16 protein-coding genes are annotated in these 17726 nt (G+C 54.2%); 13 read left to right on the top strand and 3 right to left on the bottom strand.

Annotated features, from left to right (window positions below; genetic code table 11):
* Positions 1–164: 164 nt before the first annotated feature.
* From ccoN to fnr, 11 genes are all read left to right on the top strand, one after another.
* Positions 165–1592 carry a cytochrome-c oxidase, cbb3-type subunit I gene (ccoN, locus tag HZS81_RS04155; RefSeq protein WP_179929289.1) on the top strand — a complete coding sequence of 476 codons (1428 nt, stop codon included), beginning with the start codon at positions 165–167 and terminating at the stop codon, positions 1590–1592.
* 18 nt (positions 1593–1610) lie between these two features.
* Complete coding sequence (gene ccoO / locus HZS81_RS04150) at positions 1611–2219, top strand: cytochrome-c oxidase, cbb3-type subunit II (RefSeq protein WP_179929288.1); 609 nt, start codon at positions 1611–1613, stop codon at positions 2217–2219.
* A gap of 3 nt (positions 2220–2222) precedes the next feature.
* Positions 2223–2441 (top strand): cbb3-type cytochrome oxidase subunit 3, encoded by a 219-nt coding sequence (locus HZS81_RS04145; protein ID WP_179929287.1) that lies wholly within the window; start codon positions 2223–2225, stop codon positions 2439–2441.
* Positions 2438–3367: a cytochrome-c oxidase, cbb3-type subunit III gene (gene ccoP, locus HZS81_RS04140; protein ID WP_179929286.1), complete on the top strand. Its 930-nt coding sequence runs from the start codon at positions 2438–2440 to the stop codon at positions 3365–3367. Before HZS81_RS04145 ends, ccoP begins: the two co-directional genes overlap by 4 nt.
* Positions 3368–3474: 107 nt before the next feature.
* The gene (ccoG, locus tag HZS81_RS04135) at positions 3475–4914 is read left to right on the top strand and encodes a cytochrome c oxidase accessory protein CcoG (RefSeq protein ID WP_179929285.1); all 1440 of its coding nucleotides are present in this window, start codon (positions 3475–3477) and stop codon (positions 4912–4914) included.
* Between the two features lie 4 nt (positions 4915–4918).
* Entirely contained in the window at positions 4919–5425 is a 507-nt protein-coding gene (locus HZS81_RS04130; protein WP_179929284.1) for a FixH family protein, read from the top strand.
* Positions 5426–5436: 11 nt separating this feature from the next.
* On the top strand, positions 5437–7917 hold the full coding sequence (locus HZS81_RS04125; protein WP_179929283.1) for a heavy metal translocating P-type ATPase: 2481 nt from the start codon (positions 5437–5439) through the stop codon (positions 7915–7917).
* Complete coding sequence (gene ccoS / locus HZS81_RS04120) at positions 7914–8147, top strand: cbb3-type cytochrome oxidase assembly protein CcoS (RefSeq protein WP_179929282.1); 234 nt, start codon at positions 7914–7916, stop codon at positions 8145–8147. The genes HZS81_RS04125 and ccoS overlap by 4 nt, the downstream gene beginning before the upstream one ends.
* A complete protein-coding gene (locus tag HZS81_RS04115) occupies positions 8144–8842 on the top strand; it encodes a sulfite exporter TauE/SafE family protein (protein WP_179929281.1) in 699 nt (232 codons plus the stop codon). Before ccoS ends, HZS81_RS04115 begins: the two co-directional genes overlap by 4 nt.
* A gap of 152 nt (positions 8843–8994) precedes the next feature.
* Positions 8995–10422, top strand: a complete 1428-nt coding sequence (gene hemN, locus HZS81_RS04110) for an oxygen-independent coproporphyrinogen III oxidase (RefSeq protein ID WP_179929280.1) — start codon at positions 8995–8997, stop codon at positions 10420–10422.
* Between the two features lie 126 nt (positions 10423–10548).
* Positions 10549–11301, top strand: a complete 753-nt coding sequence (gene fnr, locus HZS81_RS04105; RefSeq protein ID WP_179929279.1) for a fumarate/nitrate reduction transcriptional regulator Fnr — start codon at positions 10549–10551, stop codon at positions 11299–11301.
* Here fnr and ttcA read toward each other — a convergent pair.
* The 3 genes from ttcA to HZS81_RS04090 all read right to left on the bottom strand — a co-directional run bounded on the left by ttcA (position 11288) and on the right by HZS81_RS04090 (position 14758).
* Complete coding sequence (gene ttcA / locus HZS81_RS04100; protein ID WP_179929278.1) at positions 11288–12193, bottom strand: tRNA 2-thiocytidine(32) synthetase TtcA; 906 nt, start codon at positions 12191–12193, stop codon at positions 11288–11290. The genes fnr and ttcA overlap by 14 nt on opposite strands.
* A gap of 76 nt (positions 12194–12269) precedes the next feature.
* Entirely contained in the window at positions 12270–12944 is a 675-nt protein-coding gene (locus tag HZS81_RS04095) for a 3'-5' exonuclease family protein (protein ID WP_241697359.1), read from the bottom strand.
* Positions 12941–14758 carry a putative nucleotidyltransferase substrate binding domain-containing protein gene (locus HZS81_RS04090; RefSeq protein ID WP_179929277.1) on the bottom strand — a complete coding sequence of 606 codons (1818 nt, stop codon included), beginning with the start codon at positions 14756–14758 and terminating at the stop codon, positions 12941–12943. Before HZS81_RS04090 ends, HZS81_RS04095 begins: the two co-directional genes overlap by 4 nt.
* 824 nt (positions 14759–15582) lie before the next feature.
* Here HZS81_RS04090 and HZS81_RS04085 point away from each other — a divergent pair.
* Positions 15583–15843 (top strand): DUF4212 domain-containing protein, encoded by a 261-nt coding sequence (locus HZS81_RS04085; RefSeq protein WP_179929276.1) that lies wholly within the window; start codon positions 15583–15585, stop codon positions 15841–15843.
* A gap of 6 nt (positions 15844–15849) precedes the next feature.
* Positions 15850–17646: a sodium:solute symporter family protein gene (locus tag HZS81_RS04080; protein WP_179929275.1), complete on the top strand. Its 1797-nt coding sequence runs from the start codon at positions 15850–15852 to the stop codon at positions 17644–17646.
* Positions 17647–17726: the final 80 nt, after the last annotated feature.

Here is a 17726-nt window from a genome sequence, read left to right as displayed (position 1 = left end):
GAGATATCTCAGTAATGCTGGCTAAACCAATTGGTGTGTTCAGGTTATGCGTTAGCTGCGCTAGAATCCCTAACGGATATTGACCTGCATCATCAAGCGGGTGGTCGCACCCGGGCACAATAACACCGGGTTACCCCCTTAACCGCGTTCGATGGGAACATGAAATGAGCACAGCAATTGAACACCCGACCTACAACTACAAGGTAGTTCGGCAGTTCGCGATCATGACTGTTGTGTGGGGCATCGTGGGAATGACGATCGGTGTCATCCTCGCCGCACAGCTGGTATGGCCAGAACTGAACCTCGGATTACCTTGGACAAGCTTTGGGCGTCTCCGCCCTCTCCACACTAATGCCGTTATCTTCGCGTTTGGCGGATCGGCGCTTTTTGCCACCTCTTATTATGTTGTTCAGCGTACCTGCCAAACTCGTCTGTTCTCCGACAAGCTTGCGGCATTTACGTTCTGGGGTTGGCAAGCGGTTATTCTCTCCGCCGTTGTCACACTTCCGTTGGGCTATACCACCACCAAGGAATATGCCGAGCTGGAGTGGCCGATCAACATTTTGATCGCCGTCGTATGGGTTACTTACGCGCTAATCTTCTTAATGACGATTAAGCAGCGTAAAACCTCGCATATCTACGTGGCTAACTGGTTCTTTGCTTCGTTCATTTTAACGATTGCCGTGCTGCATATCGTTAATAATGCCGCCATCCCCGTTACCGCCATGTACTCCACCTCCATCTACGCTGGCACCATCGATGCAATGGTTCAGTGGTGGTATGGCCACAATGCCGTAGGTTTCTTCCTGACAGCAGGCTTTCTCGGCATGATGTACTACTTCGTGCCTAAGCAAGCCGAGCGTCCGGTTTATTCTTATCGTCTTTCTATCGTTCACTTCTGGGCGCTGATCATGGTGTACATGTGGGCCGGCCCCCACCACCTGCACTACACCGCGCTGCCCAACTGGGCACAGTCGCTCGGTATGGTAATGTCCATTATCTTGCTGGCACCCTCCTGGGGCGGCATGATCAACGGCATGATGACGCTCTCCGGCGCTTGGCATAAGCTGCGCACCGATCCGACGTTGCGCTTCCTCGTCGTAGCTCTTTCCTTCTATGGCATGTCGACGTTTGAAGGCCCAATGATGGCTGTTAAGACCGTGAACGCTCTGTCGCACTACACCGACTGGACGATTGGTCACGTGCACGCTGGCGCGCTTGGCTGGGTTGCCATGATCACCATCGGCTCGATGTACCACCTCATTCCACGCTTGTTCGGCCGTACTGAGATGCACTCGGTTAATTTGATTGCGGTTCACTTCTGGCTGGCCACTATCGGCACCGTACTGTACATCGCCTCTATGTGGGTCAACGGTATCCTACAAGGCCTGATGTGGCGCGCCATCAACCCAGACGGCACGCTGATGTACACCTTCGTTGAAGCGGTCGAGGCCAGCGCACCGGGCTACTTTGTTCGCTTGGTCGGCGGTCTGTTTTGGGTCACCGGTATGCTGATCATGGCCTACAACGTCTACCGTACGATCAAACGCAACGAAGCCATTAGTCAGCAGCCGGCACCGCAAGCTGCTTAAACGGAGAAGTTGAGACCAATGAAACACGAAATTGTTGAAAAGAACGTTGGCCTACTTGCCGTATTGATACTGGTTGTGATCAGTTTCGGTGGCCTGGCCGAAATCGTCCCACTGTTCTTCCAAAAGCAGACCACGGAACCCGTTGAGGGGCTTGAGCCCCTCACCGCCCTGGAGCTTGAAGGGCGTGACATCTATCGCCGCGAAGGCTGCGTTGGCTGTCACTCGCAGATGGTTCGCCCGTTCCGCGCTGAAACCGAGCGCTATGGCCCGTACAGCGTCGCCGGCGAACAGGTCTACGAGTACAACTTCCTGTGGGGTTCCAAGCGTACTGGCCCGGATCTCGCCCGTGTCGGCGGCCGTTACAGCGATGATTGGCACCGCGCGCACATGTATAACCCGCGCGACGTAGTGCCAGAATCGATTATGCCGGCTTACCCATGGCTGTTCGAAAACACGATCGACGGTGAAGATACGCCAGCCAAGATGAGCACGCTGAAAAGCTTAGGTGTACCGTACACCGATGAGCAGATCGACAACGCAACGGCTGAAGTACGCGGCACGCAGGAAATTACTGCCCTAATCGCTTACTTACAGCAGTTAGGAACCGTGCTCAAGGACAATCGTTAAGTTATGGATATGGGAACTTTTCGCGGGCTTATCACGCTGGTGCTACTTATCGCTTTTCTGGGGCTTGTCTGGTGGGCCTATTCGAAGCGTCGCAAACCGGACTTCGACGAAGCAGCTAACCTACCCTTCGCCGATGACGATGAGCAACCGTCCCGTGGCAAGCCTACCTCACCGCAAGATAAAGCAGATTCCCGCCACGACAGGGGAGATAAGAACACATGAATAATTTATGGGGCGACTCCTTATCCAGCTTTTGGAGTGCCTGGATCATTGTTATCACACTCGGCACCATTGCGATCAGCGCTTGGTTGTTGTTTGCGAACCGCAAAACAGACAAAACGCCCGATAGTGAAGGCAATGTGGAAACCACAGGCCATGCCGCCGATGAGATTGAAGAGTATGACAATCCGCTACCCAAATGGTGGTTCCAGCTGTTCGTGGGTACCGTTATCTTTTCTATCGGCTACCTGATTCTTTACCCTGGCCTCGGTAACTTCGAGGGTGTTCTAGGGTGGTCTCAAGAAGGGCAGTGGGAAAAAGAAGTTGCACAGGCGGAAGAGCGTTTTGCACCGATTTTCGCCCAGTATCAGGAAGTTCCTATTCCAGAGCTGGCGAAAGACCAGGAAGCCATGCAGGTGGCGGAGCGTATCTTCCAAAACAACTGTGCGGTTTGTCACGGTTCTAACGCCCAAGGTGGTTATGGTTTCCCCAACCTCACCGACAATCAATGGCTTTACGGTGGTGAACCGGAAAACATCGTGACTACGCTAAACAACGGGCGTAATGGCTTGATGCCGTCCTGGCAGCAGCTGGGTGAAAACAACATTGAGAATCTCACTCAGTATGTGCTGTCTCTCTCAGGCCTAGAGCATGACGAAGACCGTGCTGAACAAGGCGAAAGCACCTTTATGTCGGTCTGTGCTGCGTGTCACACGCCGCAAGGAACGGGCAATACCGCGTTGGGCGCGCCTAACCTGACCAACGATACCTGGCTCTATTTAGCGCCGGGGCAAGAGGTAGCTGACTCGATCCGCCAAACGCTGCGTAATGGCCGTAATGGGCACATGCCGGCCCAGGCTGCTTACATTGGTGAAGAGCGCGTGCACCTAGTTGCTGCCTACGTCTACAGCTTACGCTTTAATGACTAAGCACTAGCTGATGTGTGATCAAAGGGTGCGGCCGCAGGCCGCACCCTTTTTTGACGGCTAAACCGTTAGACTATTGCTCTCCCGCCTCCTTGAGTTGCGATTTTGTTATGGAAAAGATACCCAGTAAAGACGTCACCCCTAAGCCGCAAAATCAGCGTTCATCTAAGGGCGAAGCCGTCACGCAAAGTATGTATGCCGAACGCGAGCATATCTACGTGCGTGAAATTAAGGGCTTCTTTCAAAAGGTGAGACGCAGTGCCAACTGGGCGTTGATGCTCGCGTTTATTCTTCTTCCTTGGATCAACATTGGCGGTCGACCGGCCATCTGGTTTGACTTACCGGGCCGTGAGTTTCACATTTTCACTGCGACGTTTTATCCGCAGGAGTTTGTTCTGCTGTCGTGGTTGCTGATTATCTGCGCCTTTGGCCTTTTCTTAATCACCGTGTTTGCCGGGCGCGTTTGGTGTGGTTACACCTGCCCACAAAGCGTCTGGACGTTTCTGTTTATTTGGCTTGAGCACCGCATCGAAGGACCGCGCAACAAGCGCATCAAACTCGATAAACAGCCACTGACAAAAGAAAAATTCGCGCGCAAGGGAGTGAAACACGCCGCGTGGCTGTTTATTGCCTTCGCCACGGGCGTAACATTTGTTGGCTATTTCACCCCCATCCGTGATTTGGTCATTGATTTAGCCACCCTGCAAGCTGACGGCTGGTCTTACTTCTGGGTCGGTTTTTTCTTGGTGTTCACCTACTTAAATGCTGGCTGGCTGCGCGAACAAGTGTGCATCTACATGTGCCCGTACGCGCGCTTCCAGTCGGTGATGTTCGACCGCGATACCCTGATTGTTTCTTACGATGCGGATCGCGGCGAGCCGCGTGGTAGGCGTAAAAGAAGCCTAAGCCATGAAGAGGCTCGCGCTGCCGGGCACGGCGACTGTATCGATTGCGACCTATGTGTGCAGGTCTGCCCTACCGGAATCGATATCCGCGACGGCCTACAGTACGAGTGCATCACCTGCGCCGCTTGTATTGATGCTTGCGACAGCGTGATGGACAAAATGGGATACCCGCGTGGATTGGTTCGCTACACCACGGAAAATGCTCTAGAGGGCAAGCCCACGCATATTCTGCGCCCTCGTCTGATGGGCTATTTGGCTGCTTTACTGGTGATGGTTGGCGCGTTCGCTTGGGCGGTGAACGACCGTATGCCGCTTGATGTCGAAGCTGAGCGCGAGCGTACTCAGCTCTACCAAGTCACGCGCGATGGTCGCATCAGCAATTCTTACAGCCTTACGGTGCGTAACCTCGATGACCGTGATCACACCTACCGCCTCAGTGCCTCGGGTCTTGAAGGTTTGCGCCTAGACCAAGACACGATTAGCGTGCCGGCGGGTGAGTCACGCTCTGAGGCCATTACCGTGACCGCTAACGCAGATGCGATCACCCAGCCAAGCCATGAAATTGTATTAACCATTGAGTCTGAAATCGACAACAGCATTCGCCTGGAGCGCGACTCGCGCTTTATCGGCGATCTTAGGAGATAGCACTATGTCATCCTCTTCGGTGACACCCTGGTACAAGCAGTTCTGGCCCTGGTTTTTGCTCGGCCTTCTGTTTTCATCCATTGCGTTTAGCATGCTCTTTTTGTTTTTTTCGATTCGCTACTACGACGGGTCGATTTCAGGTGACTACTATGAGCGCGGCTTAGGCATCAACCAGCAGTTAGCCAAGCAAGAGCATGCCAGCGACCTTGGGCTATCTGCTACGTTGCAGATCGATAACCTCACTGGTGACGTGGTAATTGATTTAACCGGTGAGCGTCAGCCTGAGACACTCCATCTGGCGCTCATTTTCCCAACCGACAGTGACTTTGATCGTGAGTTAACACTCACTCACGTACGCGATGGTCGCTACGTCACCACCATAGAAGAACCCCTGCAGTACCGCTGGTATTTGCAATTACAACCCGAAACCGGCGATTCGGCCGAGTGGCGCCTCACCGGTGAAGCCCGCTTCCCCAGTGAAGAGGAATTCGATTTAGTTCCCGGCATTTAGGCTGCCGATAAATGACCGCCAGCACTCAAGCAACATCCCAAGCATCAACTTCTTGTTACCACTGCGGCAACCCGGTGCCCTCTGGGGCTCCGTGGCGTATTCAGATTGATGATACCCAGCGCCCTCTCTGCTGCCCGGGCTGCGAGGCGGTTGCCCACGCCATTGTCGATGGCGGTTTAGAGAGTTACTACCGCTATCGCACCGAACTCCCCGACCGGCCTGACGAACGCCAGGCCGCAAACGCCGATACCTGGCAAGTCTTTGATGACCCGGGGCTGCAGGCGAAATTTGTCCACCCAGAGGGGGATAGCGGCCATGTTCACGCCACTCTTGCGGTTGACGGTATCACCTGTGCCGCATGCGCATGGCTGATTGAGCATCGCCTCAATGCGTTAGCGGGGGTTGAATCCAGCGCTGTCAATTTAACTCACCACCGCGTGCGTATTGGTTGGGACCCTGCGGTCATTAAGCTCTCGCAGCTACTCGCCGAACTCGCCGCTATTGGCTATACCGCGCAGCCTTACGAACCGGACCAAGCCCAAGCGCGTTTACAGCGCGAAGAGCGCATGAATGTGCGCCGCCTGATTATTGCCGCCGTCGGTATGATGCAGGTAATGATGTTCTCGATCCCTATTTATGTCGCCGGGCCAGAGGGCATGTCGGAAGATTTCTACGTCCTGTTTCACTGGCTTTCGTTTGCGCTGGCAACACCAGTGGTGTTCTTCTCCGCTTCGCCTTTTTTCCGCAATGCGCTGCGCGATGTTAAAACCGGCATATTGGGGATGGATGTCCCTGTGTCGTTGGCGATTGGTTGTGCCTATGCGGCCAGCGCCTACGCGGTGATCTTTAATATGGGCGAGGTATACTTCGATTCGGTGGCGATGTTCACCTTCTTTCTGCTTTTTAGCCGCTATATCGAAGCCCGCGCGCGGCGACGTAATGGCCAGAGTGGTAACGCCTTGAGCGGCGTGCTACCGGTCTCTGCCACGCGATTGGATGACAGCGGTAGCGAGCGCATTCTGCCTGCCAGCGAGCTCCACGCCGGGGATCGGGTGCTGATCAAACCCGGGCACGGCGTACCGGCCGATGGAGTGATTGAGGATGGCGAATCCAGCCTCGACGAATCCATGCTTACCGGCGAATATCTCCCCGTTACCCGAGGTGTAGGCGAACGCATTGTCGGGGGTAGCCAAAATATGGAAAACCCGTTGATTATGCGGGTTTCCCACGCAGGCAATGATGCCCGTGTGGCCAATATTGTCGATCTCACCGACCGCGCCTTTGCCAGCCGTCCACGCTTAGCCCAAATGGCTGCCCGGATGGCACACCTGTTTGTGCTGCGTTTATTAATCGTCACCGTCTGCGTCACGGCGGTATGGTGGTGGATTGACCCATCGAGAGTGCTTTGGGTCATGCTCTCGGTTCTCGTCGTGACGTGCCCTTGTGCGCTAGCGCTAGCCACGCCTACGGCGCTTACCGCCGGACATGGGCAGCTTCGCAAGCGCGGCGTGTTGATTACCCGCGCCGATGCGATGGAATCGCTCTCTAACGCTACGCGGGTAATTTTTGACAAAACGGGCACCCTGACTCGAGGTGAAATGCAGCTAGTCGACACTCTCCCTTGTGCAAGCTCCCTTAGCGCCGAACGTGCCCGCGCGATAGCGGCAGCACTTGAAGCCCGCTCTGAGCACCCCATCGCCCGGGCTTTTCGCCCTTTCCGCGATGCAACACTGCAGGCACACCACCTACGTAGCGTGACGGGCCATGGGCTGGAAGGTACGTTGGCGCAACATCGTTGGCGCCTAGGCAAACCCCAATTTTCCTGTTCGCAGCCGCCAGCCTCGCCCGGAGAGGGCCAGTGGCTGCTGCTTAGCGAAGATGACACGCCGCGAGCCTGGTTTCGCCTGCACGATGGCGTGCGCGATGACGCAGCGCAGACCATCTCAGCACTTCAGGCAAGTGGATTGGCGGTTGAACTACTCTCCGGCGATACGCCTGACGCAGTCAAGGAGCTTGCTCAGCAGCTGGGGATTGCCACATGGCATGCTGGCACAAGCCCAGAAGGCAAACTGGAGAGAATTCAAACGCTGCAGGCCGAAGGCGAATGCGTCGTTATGGTAGGGGATGGTATTAACGATGTGCCGGTGCTTGCCGGAGCGGATGTCGCTATCGCCATGAACAGCGCCACCGACCTTGCCCGCACCCGCGCCGACGCGGTACTGCTTAGCCCCCGGCTGAGCCGCATTGCGGATGCAATTGATATTTCCCGCGCAACACGACGCATTATGCGCCAGAACATGACTTGGTCGGTCTGTTACAATTTTACCGTTATACCTTTGGCGGCACTAGGATTGGTGCCACCGTGGCTAGCTGCCCTTGGTATGTCATTTAGCTCGCTGGTGGTGGTGGGTAACGCCCTACGATTATCACGCTGGAAGCGTCAAGACCACGCGACTGCTAAGGTTTCACCCTCTGCGCCGGTGTCCGCATGAAAATTCTTTACTTGTTAATTCCGCTTTCTTTGGTGTTGCTGGGTCTAGCCGTTTGGGCCTTTTTCTGGGCGGTCAAAAATGATCAGTTCGATGATTTAGAAGGGCCGGCACACCGCATTCTTTTTGATGAAGACGAAAACGATCTTCCGCCCGAAGAGCGCAAACGCCGCCGGCAAGCCCGCGAGCAAAAAGCGGCAACGCCCTCTAATGACGATAGCGATTCCCCATGAATCCGACCGGCCTTGATTTGCCACCTCTGCTCGCCGCTTTTGTCTTTGGCCTAATGGGCGGCGCCCATTGCATTGGCATGTGCGGTGGTATCATGAGCGCGCTGACGTTTGCCGTCCCACCGAGCATGCGCCAACCGGCGCGTTTGGGGGGGCTGCTTTTAAGCTATAACATTGGCCGCGTGATGAGCTACATGCTTGCTGGTGCCCTCGTCGCTTCCCTTGGCACGTTTTTGTCCCTCTCCCCTAGCGCGGGTATGGCGCTGCAAGCGTTTGCCGCTGTGATGCTGATTTTAATGGCGCTCTATATCGCCAACTGGTGGAAAGGCCTGCTTAAGGTTGAAGCCGTTGGGAGGCGGTTTTGGCGCTATATCGAACCCTTAGGGCGACGGCTAATGCCCGTGGTTAAGCTGCCGCAGGCGTTTGCGCTAGGGGCGGTCTGGGGCTGGCTACCCTGCGGGCTGGTCTATTCAATGCTAGCGTGGAGCCTGGCCATCGCTGACCCACTACGCGGTGCTTTGCTTATGGGGGCTTTTGGCTTAGGGACTCTTCCGGCGCTGCTGGCCACAGGCCTTGCCGCACGGCAATTACGCGATTTGATACGCCACCCGGCCACGCGCACCATCGCGGCACTGAGCATCATTGCGTTTGCCTTATGGCAACTGTTCACGCTCTTTGCTCCAGGCGCAACGCACTAATTACCGAGTGAGCGATCATTAACACCCTAACAAAAACGTACGCAAATGCATGTAAAAAGCGTGTTCCACAACGCTTCATTGACGTGGCGCAACTCCTTCATGGCTGAGCAGGGCTAGTATAACGATATTCACCTAGCACTGGAGCCCTCTTCATGGCCGTTTACGCCCACGCTGCTTCTTCGCCTTTTGACACTGCAGCGCCCCAACATGCTGCCTGGGATGAAGAGTTAGTGCGCCGCTACGATAAAAGCGGTCCGCGCTATACCTCTTACCCGACAGCGCTTTCGTTTCATGAGCAGTTCGGCGCTGAGGACTTCACCGCCGCCCTTGAGCGCAGCAATCAGACGGATCGCGCGCTATCGCTCTATGTTCATATCCCGTTTTGCCATAAAATTTGTTTTTATTGCGCCTGCAACAAAATAGCGACCAAAAATACGCAGCTGGCAGAGCCCTATCTTTCACGGCTTGATCGCGAAATGGTGCTCACCTCACGTCACCTCGACACATCGCGCAGCGTTGAGCAGCTACATTGGGGCGGCGGTACCCCAACGTTTCTTACCCTGGATCAAATGAGTGATTTGATCGACCGGCTAGATGCTCGCTTTGGCCTCTCCTCTTCGCCTGATCGTGACTACGCCATCGAGATTGACCCGCGAGAAGCGGACGTTTTTACCCTACGCCATTTGCAGACACTGGGCTTTAACCGTATCAGTCTCGGCGTTCAGGACTTAAACCCCGTGGTGCAAAAAGCCATCAACCGCATTCAACCGCGAGTACTCACCGAAACACTGATGGATGAAGCTCACCGGCTGAACTTTCGCTCGCTCAATTTGGATTTGATTTACGGCTTGCCGCATCAAACCCAGGAAAGCTTTGCCGATACGCTGCGCCAAGTTATTGAATTAAACCCTGCGCGCCTTTCGGTTTTTAATTACGCCCACATGCCCCAGCGCTTTGCCCCCCAACGGCGCATCAAAGACGATGATCTGCCAAGCGCAGAAGAGAAACTTGCGATTCTGCATGCCACGATCGACATGCTGACGCAGGCCGGTTACGTCCATATCGGCATGGACCACTTCGCTCGCCCAGATGATAGTCTCGTCGTGGCGCAGCGCGAAGGCACTCTGCAACGCAATTTCCAAGGCTACTCAAGCCATGCACAGTGTGACCTAGTGGGTCTTGGCGTCTCGGCAATTTCACGTGTGAATGACGTATACGCACAAAACCCTACCGATCTTGCCCGCTATGAACAGGCATTGGATGCGGGGCAGCTCGCCACGGTAAAAGGCTTACGCCTAAGCCAAGACGATTTGATTCGTCGCGATGTAATTGAACGTTTGATGTGCGATATGCAGATCGACCTTGCGGCCATCAGCAAGCGCTGGAACATTGATGCGCCACGCTATTTTGCCGATACGCTTGCACGTCTAGCAGGCGCTGAGCGCGACGGCTTAGTGGTGCGTGAGGGCGACATTCTGCGTGCAACGCCCATTGGGCGTTTATTGATTCGTCACCTGGCCATGGCCTTTGATACGCATTTACCCAGCGATACGACGAAACGCTACTCACGTATTTTGTGATGTGGTATTACACCGATCCACACAGCCTCTTGATGATAAGTCGAATAGATGATTAGAGGATTACGCTTGTCGTCAGCGTGTCGTTCCTCCCATAATGAGAAGGATCATTTTTTCATGGAGGAACACATGTCGGAACCTATTAGCCGTCGGCGCCCCTTGCTACATGAGGCACGTTGCCAAACCTGTAGCTTGAGCTCGCTGTGTTTACCCCTAGCACTTGAACTAGACGATGTCAGTCAGTTCGATGCCATCATTCGACGCCGGGCACCGCTGAAGAAAGGCGAACCACTATTTCGCCAAGGCGATACCTTTACCAGCGTATTTGCTGTGCGTTCGGGCAGCCTAAAGCAGCTCACCACGGAAGGTGGCGGCAATGATCAACTCACCAACTTTTATTTGCCCAGCGAGCTTGTCGGGCTAGACGGTATTGATGAAGAGCACTACCCCGGCAGCGTGGTCGCCCTAGAAACCACAACGGTATGTGAAATCCCGTTTGATCGTTTGGACCTACTCTCAGAAGAACTGCCGGAACTGCGGGGGCAGCTTTACCGCAGCATGAGTAAAGAGCTGCGTGATGATCGTCGCATGATGCGCTTGCTCTCACGAAAAACCGCCGACCAGCGCCTAGCCAGTTTCTTGATTACGCTCTCAGACCGCTTTCGGCGCCGCGGCTACTCGCCTTACAGCTTTCGACTTTCAATGTCGCGGGCCGATATCGGCAACTACCTCGGCCTCGCCGTCGAAACCGTTAGCCGCATTTTGAGCCGGTTTCAAAACCAAAACGTGGTTGCCGTCTCCGGTCGGGAGGTCAACATTCTCGATATGCCGCGTTTAATCGGCCTCGCCGAGGAAGAAGAGGCGGACGTTAGCTCACATTAAACGCGCGAATGCGGTCGGCCATCAGATCGGCTTGCTTCGCTTCCAAACCAGCAAAATCGAAGAGTTCACGATCAGCAAGCTGTGACGGTGACACGTTCGTCACTGCTTTAAACATGCTTTCCAAGCGCCCCGGGTGCTTTTTATCCCACTCGGTTAGCATCTCTTTGACGATTTGACGCTGCATATTGGGCTGCGAACCGCATAAGTTGCAGGGAATAATGGGAAATTCCATTAGGCGGGAAAATTCAGCGATATCGGCTTCTTTGCAGTACGCCAAAGGCCGAATGACCATGTTTTTACCGTCATCCGAGAGTAGTTTGGGCGGCATGGCTTTTAAACTGCCTCCGAAAAACATATTCAAAAAAAGCGTTTCCAAAATATCTTCACGATGGTGCCCCAGGGCCACTTTCGTCGCCCCAATCTCTTCGGCAAAGCCATAAAGTGAACCGCGCCGCAGACGCGAACAAAGCGCGCACGTGGTTTTTCCCTCGGGGGTTTTCTCCTTCACCACCGAATAGGTATCACGCTCTAAAATATGATACGCAACGCCTAGCTGGTCTAGGTATTCAGGCAGGACGTGTTCAGGAAAACCGGGCTGCTTTTGGTCCAGATTCACCGCCACCAACGAGAAGTTAACCGGCGCATTGCGCTGCAAATTGCGCAAAATTTCAAGCATGGTGTAGCTATCCTTACCGCCGCTCAAACATACCATGACCTTGTCGCCTTCATCGATCATGCGGTAATCGATAATTGCGTTACCGACTTCACGACGCAAACGCTTTTGCAGCTTATTAAATTCGCGCTTCTGTTTGGCATCCACCACATTGGGCTTACCAGGCGCCGCGTGAGGCGTTGCGTAATCGGTAGGGTCGAAATGATCAACGTGTTGCATAAGCGGTATCACTGTCGGTAGGGAGAAAACGGCGGCTATTCTAACAGCACTCTAGGCCAAACGCAGACATCACCGACTAATCTACCAAGCGCTGCAAGCGTTGATAAAGCAGTGCACTGGCGGTCGCTTGATCCAGCACACTACTGAAGGAATGAAGTGGGATACGATAGCGTGCCGCTGCGTGCCGAAGATTGGTCGGTGGGTCAACATAAGGCTGACGCCGCCGCAACTCGCGCCGGTTGAGCAAGTCAAGATCGACCTGCGCGTTAGGCAGGGCAAAGCCTAAATGGGCATTTAGCGCCCGGTTTAGCCCACTAAGCTGACGGCGCAATCCCCACCCCAAAATCGGTCGGTTACCTATGTGGGCAACTAGCTCACTCAGGTTTGTTTCATCCATGACCTCGGTACGCTGCGGCGCATGCTGGAGCTGGTGCTGGCGCTGCGACGGCACAAGGGATGTTTGACGAGCAGCCGTTTCAGAAGGCAACAGTGTCATCACATAAGCGTCGCTGGTTTTAATCGCCTGCTGGGTAAAAGGGACTGCCGCGACGCTGAAAATCCCGCTTCGGCCAGCATGACAGGCAAGCGCGATTAGCTCTTCTCCCATATAGGGCTGAAATAACCACGCGTAGGGCGAGTTGGCATAGCGTCGGCGATCACTTTCGCGACGCAATAACGTCCGCAGCGAGCCGTTAAAAAAAGTCACGTGCCGATCTAGCAGCGCCATATAGCTCATCAACGCCCCTGTCATGAATACTCCAAATGGTAGCGGTGGGATAAACGCTGCTTGAAATCTTTGACGATGTGCAACGCTTCACGCAGAAGGTCACGCTCTAACGATGAGAGTTCCTGCACCACCACGCGATCAGAGCGTTTATGGCCATTCGCGCTTTCCTGAGCCAACTGCTGCCTTAACCGTAGCTCGGTAAATAACGCCAGTGCTTCGCCTAGGTCATCGGCAAAACGACGCTTTAAGCGGCCATCTTCCGCCAACGCATCCAACCGGTCTAACGTTGAGGTGGCCGTGATACGCCGTTCCAGCGCCATCACACGCACGCCATGCACAATGGGGAAGATACCGCCTTTTTTGATATCGATCCCGTGCTGAGGTTTTTTTAATGACCCAAATAACGTCAGTGGCGTAGAAAAACGTAGCACCGTGCGAGCGAAATAAGACAGTAACAACTCGTCCTTAGATCCGTACTCGAAGAGTACATTGCGCACGCGCTCCAGCAGCACTGGGTTGCCGGCAACGGCATGAGCATCAAGCATAATCGCAAGCTTCATTAAACTATCGCCATCACGCGCCTCTACCCAATGCGCAATGCGGTTTGTCCACTGGCTAACCGTGCCGACCCACTCGGGGTTTGAGACCATGATGTTACCTGGGCAAGGCGGATAACCCAGCTTCACCAGGGTATCGGTGAGCCGCTGCATATCGCTTTGTATGTCGGGCCACTCTAAATCATCATCAAGAATCAGACCGTTATCTTGATCGGTTTTTAGCATCTGTTCTCCGCGCCCTTCACTGCCCATGACCATCATGCAGCTGTCGCCAAAATAGCGCTCATCCACCGTGAATTGCCACGCTTTGTTGATGATACGGCCGTTGAGCGCAGCAAGCAGATCCATGGCAAAACGCAGCTTTACGCCTTGGGCCATAAGCGCGTTGACCAGCTCCGGCGTGCGGTGGCTGGCGGTAGAGAGGCTCTCAAGGTCATTGGCCTGCTCTACCTGCAGGCTCACCACATAGCTGCGGCTGGAGAAGTAACTCAGCACATCGGTGAGCTCCACCACCCCTTTCAGCGCCTCACGCTCAATCACCACCACCCGCGAGACTTTATGCCGTGTCATCTGCACCAGCGCTTCAAACAGATACTGCGTAGGCGCGACAGTGACCAGAGAAAAATGCGCTATGTCGACTACCGGGCAACTTTGCGGCAACCCATCGAGTACCAGTGCGTTTAACAGATCCGTTTTGGTTACCACACCCAAGGCGTCGTCTCGGCGTACTAACAGGCTATCAGCATGGCTGGCATTCAACTCGCGAACCGCGCCGGCAATGTCCGTTTTGGCTTCCATTAACAGCGGCTCGCGCATGCACTCACTCGCCCTCGCGAGCATAAAGCCTGCCATGGTCACGCCCCCTTCGGCGCGTTTTTCCGTCAGTAGCCTTGCCTTGTGGGCAAGCGACTGGCGGAAAAAGTCGTTAAATTCAGAGTAGGTGCGGCACAGCTGTTGAAACAGGACTTTGGGCAGTAAGTAGCACAGACATTCTTGCTCGGCGATAAAACGGTAGCGGCTTTTGCCGTTGATAATACTGATCGCCCCAAACAGATCGCCGGCAGTATAGTGGCCAATACGCGCGGTTGAAGACGGCAATGTGGGGTCAACCTCGGCCACTTCGCCTTTATGAATCAAAAATACGTACTCACCCGCCTGACCGGTTTCCAAAATCACCTCGTCGCGGTCGAAGTACGCCATGTCCATGCCGCGGCGCACGTGCTCCCTACCCGCTTCATCAAGCAGCGTGAACGGGGGTTGCGAAAGATCCACTTCGACCATGACGGTCACCTCTTATTTTGCGCGTGGCAGAGAGCGCGCGGCGGCTTTAGCACTATCATCCGGCGCTGGATAATGCTGATGATTACCATCAGGAGAACGACTCCACGTCTAGTTATTACTTTTGTAACGCGAGATATTGCGATGCGGTTTTGAAGCCTGAATTCAAGCAAACGGCATTGACACAGACATAATGGTGTTAACACCTATATAGTTGGGTATACCGACTTTCCGGCGTACTAAGCAAGTTTATTTGCCTTATACCTTGCGCTATTATCCTTTCGTTGGGCTTAATATTAAGCGACTTTAATACGACTAACGTTTAGTATGGCGTATACAACTAAAGACAAACAAAAAACCATGCCTAAACAAAAGACGGTTTTTCAGCTGACGCATCAACGGTGTTACTGACAACTTCATTACATTCAATAGCACGACGAACAGCGTAACAATGTGCCTAGATGCGCCCAAAAGGCTATTATCCGATAGTGCAAACAAGCCTTAATACCGCCTTCATTGAAATAATAAAATTACTTATATTTCATATATTTATAGCAACACACCCTACTTCCAATCCACTTTGATACCAAAGTCTGGGATTTAATTTCAGCATTTATTGCCCACTATGATTTACGAGTCATTCAGGTTAATCGCACGTCACTAACGACCTCGGTGCCATCGACTGAACACATAAAGCCAGTGGTGCAAAAACGCAGGCAGTAGATGTGAACAATGAGTGACTTCCAAACGTGCGATTACCCTGGTGGGTCATACGCTATTTTGGGTTAACTTTCCAAACCTTAAAATCACAAGTGGAGAGCAACACAATGGCAGACGATAAATCTAATGCTGCTGAATACTGGAAGGCTAACGTTCGCACGATCGCCGGGTGCCTAGCTGTCTGGGCATTTGTCTCGTATGGATGTGCCATCCTGTTTCGTCCGCTGCTCGCTGGTATCCCCGTCGGGGGAACCGACCTGGGCTTTTGGTTCGCTCAGCAAGGCTCCATTCTGACCTTCATCGTGTTGATCTTCTTCTACGCCTGGAAGATGAACAAGCTCGACGAAAAATACGGACTGGGGGAGTAAGCCAACATGAGTCAGTTTGCAATTAACTTACTGTTCGTCGGCGCATCCTTCGCCCTCTACATCGGCATCGCCGTGTGGGCGCGCGCCGGCTCAACCAAAGATTTCTATGTCGCAGGCGGCGGTGTCCACCCGATTACCAACGGGATGGCCACTGCTGCTGACTGGATGTCTGCGGCATCGTTTATCTCTATGGCAGGTTTGCTTGCTTCAGGGGGTTACGCTAACTCAACCTTCCTGATGGGCTGGACCGGTGGCTACGTCATCTTGGCCATGCTGCTCGCGCCTTACCTACGTAAGTTCGGCAAGTTCACGGTACCCGATTTTATCGGTGACCGTTTCTATAGCCGTACCGCGCGCCTTGTCGCCGTTATCTGCTTGATCGTGGCCTCGGTCACTTACGTTATCGGCCAGATGACCGGTGCAGGTGTTGCGTTCTCGCGCTTTCTGGAAGTGCCTAACACCGCCGGTATCTGGATTGCCGCGCTGATCGTTTTCCTCTACGCCGTTTTCGGTGGTATGAAAGGTATCACCTACACGCAGGTGGCGCAGTACGTTGTACTGATCATTGCCTACACCATTCCGGCGGTATTCATCGCCATGCAGCTGACCGGCAACCCGATCCCGATGTTTGGTATGTTCAGCACCCACACGGAATCCGGTATTCCGATGTTAACCAAGCTCAATGAGGTAGTGAATGCGCTTGGCTTCCGCGACTATACCGCCGATGTCGACAACAAGCTCAACATGGTGTTGTTCACCCTGTCGCTGATGGTGGGTACCGCGGGTCTGCCACACGTTATCATTCGCTTTTTCACCGTACCGAAAGTCGCTGACGCACGCTGGTCGGCAGGCTGGGCGCTAGTGTTCATCGCGCTGCTTTACCTCACCGCACCGGCGGTTGGCTCCATGGCGCGCTTGAACCTCGCCACGACGGTCTATCCTGAAATGGCGGGCCAAGTAGAAGACTATGACGCCGCTGCCGAACAGGCACTTGTCTACGAAGAACGTCCTGGCTGGATCCGCACTTGGGAAGAAACCGGCCTAATCAACTTTGAAGACAAGAACAACGATGGTCGCGTTCAGGTCTACAACGATAGCAATGAAGAATATGCTGATATTGCTGAGTCACGTGGCTGGGAAGGTAGCGAGCTGACCGTCAATAACGACATCCTCGTACTTGCCAACCCGGAAATTGCAAATCTTCCACCCTGGGTTATCGGTCTGATTGCCGCCGGTGGTATCGCTGCCGCGCTCTCAACTGCTGCCGGTCTGCTCTTGGCGATCTCTTCGGCGATCAGTCATGACTTGATCAAGACCATGATCAATCCGAAGATCAGCGAGAAAGGCGAAATGTTAGCCGCGCGTATTTCCATGGCGGGCGCCATCCTGGTGGCAACGTACCTTGGCCTCAACCCACCCGGGTTTGCCGCGCAAACCGTAGCGCTTGCCTTCGGTATCGCCGGTGCTTCGCTCTTCCCGGCACTGATGATGGGGATCTTCTCCAAGCGCATTAACAACAGGGGCGCCGTTGCCGGCATGTTAGCAGGCCTTCTTACCACCCTGTTGTATATCTTCACCTACTTGGGCTGGTTCTTTGTGCCGGAAACTAACATGCTGCCGAACACACCGGATAGCTGGATCTTTGGCATCTCGCCGCTCTCCTTCGGTGCAATCGGTGCTATGATCAACTTCGCGGTAGCCTTCGCCGTGGCCAGCGTCACCGAGGAACCTCCGCAAGAAATTCAGGACCTGGTGGAAAGCGTTCGCTATCCGAAAGGTGCTGGTGGTGCCGTGGATCACTAATTGTTAATAGTGATCTAGTCACCCACGTTTCCGGGCGCGGCATACATACCGCGCCCGGTTCGACAACGATTCGGGCTTCC

It is taken from the genome of Vreelandella salicampi (assembly GCF_013415105.1).
GTDB lineage: Bacteria > Pseudomonadota > Gammaproteobacteria > Pseudomonadales > Halomonadaceae > Vreelandella > Vreelandella salicampi.
This window is presented reverse-complemented; position numbering and strand designations above follow the sequence as displayed.